Below are 3,198 nucleotides of genomic sequence, written 5' to 3' on the forward strand. Positions count from 1 at the left end.
CATCCCGAACTCGGAAGTGAAACCGCTTAGCGCCGATGATAGTGTGGCAGTTTGCCATGCGAAAGTAGGGAATTGCCAAGCGCTTAAATTAAAAACCCAAGATAACCTCTTGGGTTTTTTTTTGCCAGTCAGTTTGAGGTTGCTTCTTGCAGCTAAGGTGATTTCCTGTGTTGCCTTGCGTCCATGTGGTCGTTATAAACAAACAAAAAATTCTTGCAAGATTAAAATACTTTTAAATGCATTTTGTTTTTATAGGTGAACAGCTAACCAGATGGTATTAAAATCAGGAAGCGTCCATTCCACCCTGTGTCGTGTATGTGCAGGAATTAATAAATAATCTCCAGGGATCATTGATACCAAACGCATATTTTCCTCGAAAAGTAATTTTGCCTGCCCTTGAAGCAATATTACCCATTCATTCCCTGTTTGATCATACCACTGTCCGGCATTTGTAATATGGCCATTGGAAACAATACGCTCAATATGAATATTATCTTGTTTTATAATAGATTCAAAGAGTTCTTCCGGTAATTGCTCAGGAATGTTAGCAAAAATATTAGCAGAAACAGGGGTCATTTAATTTTTTAATTTAATTGAGAAGGTATATATTTTCCGGGTCACTGATTACAATATCAGTCGTATTGTATAATGGTAACTTATATATACTATACTCCGTCTGTTTATACACAGCGGTTTAAAGAGACTTAAGGGAGAAACAAAATCAATAAAGCAATGATGAAATCATTTGATAATGTTTTGCCGAAAACGGTTGCTGTTATTGGTGGTGGTCCAGCCGGATTAATGGCCGCAGAAGTTTTAATTGAAGCGGGTGTAAAAGTTGATATTTATGATGCCATGCCTTCTGTGGGGCGAAAATTTTTGATGGCCGGTAAGGGTGGAATGAATATTTCGCATTCAGAGCCCTTCGAAAAATTTTTGTCGCGTTATAGCGATCACCATTATGATATTAAACCATTGCTTGAAAAATTTACACCACAAACTTTACGTGATTGGGTGCAGGGTCTTGGTATTGATACTTTTATTGGATCGTCAGGACGAGTTTTTCCTGTTGACATGAAAGCAGCGCCTTTACTTCGGGCATGGTTACATCGGTTACGTGTTGCAGGTGTTAATATTCATGTGCGACACCAATGGCTAGGCTGGGTTGAAGGCGATAACACAATGCTTGATTTTGCAACGCCAGAAGGTGAGCGCAAAATAAAAGTTGATGCAGTCGTGCTGGCAATGGGTGGAGGTAGTTGGGCTCGCCTTGGTTCTACCGGAGCTTGGGTGCCGTTACTTACGCAGCGAGGTGTTTTGGTTAACCCGCTAAAGCCATCAAATTGTGGCTTTGATGTATTCTGGAGTGAGTATTTTCGTAACCGGTATGCCGGACAGCCACTAAAATCAGTGTGCTTGTCTTTTAACAATACTAAAGGGATTAATATTCGTCAGCAAGGGGAATTAGTAATAACCGAAAACGGCATAGAGGGAGGATTAATTTATGGTTTTTCTGCTTTATTGCGAGAAGAAATTGCGACAACAGGATTTGCTGTTATCTATATTGATTTACTTCCCGATAAAGATTTGCCGTTAATTCTTGATAAAATATCACAAGCTCAAGGCAAAGATTCTATGGCAAATCATCTTCGTAAACGTGTCGGCATTGACGGCGTCAAAGCAGCATTACTTAGAGAAAGTGTCTCTGCGTCAGCTTTTGCTAATCCAGCTTTACTGTGTAATGCCATCAAGGCGTTACCGATTAGGCTAATTGCTACAAGGCCACTTGATGAAGCGATTAGCAGTGCTGGTGGCGTTGGGTTTGAAGCGCTTGATGATGACTTGATGATACGTTCCATGCCAGGTATTTTTTGTGCAGGTGAAATGCTGGATTGGGAAGCACCCACTGGCGGTTATTTACTAACGGCCTGTTTTGCAACGGGTCGAGCTGCGGGGTTAGGTGTATTGAATAGACTAAAATGTGTGATAGATTCTAAATCAAGTGCTGATTTATCAACGCAGTGAAATTATTCATTGTGATTTACTGATAATAAATACAAAGTAATAATATGAGCGAGAGATGATGACAGTATCAAAGCCAAACGTTTTCAATTTTTTCCAGCATAGTAGGTAAAGGACGGCTATGAAAACTCCAAAAAGTCTCGAACCCTTGGTACGTGACGGTCTTGTCGATGAAGTTATCCGGCCACTAAAAAGTGGTAAGGAAGCAGCTGTTTATGTAGTGCTCTCTGAAGGTGAAATTCGCTGTGCTAAAGTCTATAAAGAAGCTAATAAACGTGGCTTCCATAAGCAGTCTTTGTATCAGGAAGGGCGTAAAGTCAGAAATACTCGTCAGGCGCGTGCCATGGAGAAAAACACCAGCTTTGGACGTAAGCAGCAAGAAGAGGTTTGGCAAAATGCCGAGGTGGATGCTTTGTACCGGCTTGCTGCTGCAGGTGTTCGAGTTCCACAACCCTATAATTTTGTCGAAGGCGTGTTGCTAATGGAGTTGGTTACTGATGAGCATGGATCTGCAGCCCCACGGCTTAACGATCTGGTTTTGACTCGTGAGGAAGCAATTGAATACCACGGCATATTGATTAAAGAAGTGGTAAGAATGCTTTGCGCAGGAATTGTCCACGGTGATTTATCAGAATTTAATGTACTTGTTGATGCACATGGTCCGGTGATAATTGACTTGCCTCAGGCAGTGGATGCGGCAGCCAACAATAACGCTCCCGGGATGTTGGAACGTGATGTTAATAATATGGCCGCCTATTTTGGTCGTTTTGCACCAGAATTGCTTGCAACCAGCTACGGTAAAGAAATCTGGAAGATTTATGAGAGCGGCAATCTGACTCCTGATGTGAAATTGACCGGACATTTCAAAAGCAGCAATAAGCAAGCTGATGTACACAGTATTATGAGAGAAATTAATGATGCACGGGATGATGCAATAAGGCGTAAATACGAGCATGAAGACTAAAGGTTAAAGGCAATTGATTATTGTTGTCAGTTTTACGTTATGAATTTGTTATTTTTAAAACCTAATTTCCCCTCATCAGGATATCCAATAGACATCTTTCCTAAATACAGCCATAGCGTAAGTTAACAAGAGCAGCCACTAAATTCCATGTCAAGGAGTAATGCTTGTGTTTGCCCCGATAAACATCTTTGGCAATCCTGAAAATTTTGCAT

General features: G+C 41.0%; 3 protein-coding genes and 1 rRNA gene. 3 read left to right on the top strand and 1 reads right to left on the bottom strand.

Features of this window, described 5'->3' with window-relative positions; translation table 11 throughout:
- A 5S ribosomal RNA gene (gene rrf, locus N7974_RS20955) occupies positions 1-81 on the top strand; the annotation flags it as partial.
- Between the two features lie 168 nt (positions 82-249).
- Here the strand turns inward: rrf and N7974_RS20295 are convergent.
- Positions 250-576: a cupin domain-containing protein gene (locus N7974_RS20295; protein ID WP_262967349.1), complete on the bottom strand. Its 327-nt coding sequence runs from the start codon at positions 574-576 to the stop codon at positions 250-252.
- A 156-nt stretch (positions 577-732) separates the two neighbouring features.
- Between N7974_RS20295 and N7974_RS20300 the strand changes: the two genes are divergently transcribed.
- Both N7974_RS20300 and N7974_RS20305 read left to right on the top strand, forming a co-directional pair.
- A complete protein-coding gene (locus N7974_RS20300; RefSeq protein WP_262967350.1) occupies positions 733-2,025 on the top strand; it encodes a TIGR03862 family flavoprotein in 1,293 nt (430 codons plus the stop codon).
- Between the two features lie 118 nt (positions 2,026-2,143).
- A complete protein-coding gene (locus N7974_RS20305) occupies positions 2,144-2,986 on the top strand; it encodes a PA4780 family RIO1-like protein kinase (protein ID WP_262967351.1) in 843 nt (280 codons plus the stop codon).
- Positions 2,987-3,198: the final 212 nt, after the last annotated feature.

The sequence above is a fragment of the Methylobacter psychrophilus genome (assembly GCF_025583945.1).
Classification (GTDB): Bacteria; Pseudomonadota; Gammaproteobacteria; order Methylococcales; family Methylomonadaceae; genus Methylobacter_C; species Methylobacter_C psychrophilus.

Coding starts and splice junctions, on each gene's coding strand:
- N7974_RS20295 (WP_262967349.1), bottom strand. CDS start 576: ATGACCCCTGTTTCTGCTAATATTTTTGCTAACATTCCTGAGCAATTA.
- N7974_RS20300 (WP_262967350.1), top strand. CDS start 733: ATGATGAAATCATTTGATAATGTTTTGCCGAAAACGGTTGCTGTTATT.
- N7974_RS20305 (WP_262967351.1), top strand. CDS start 2,144: ATGAAAACTCCAAAAAGTCTCGAACCCTTGGTACGTGACGGTCTTGTC.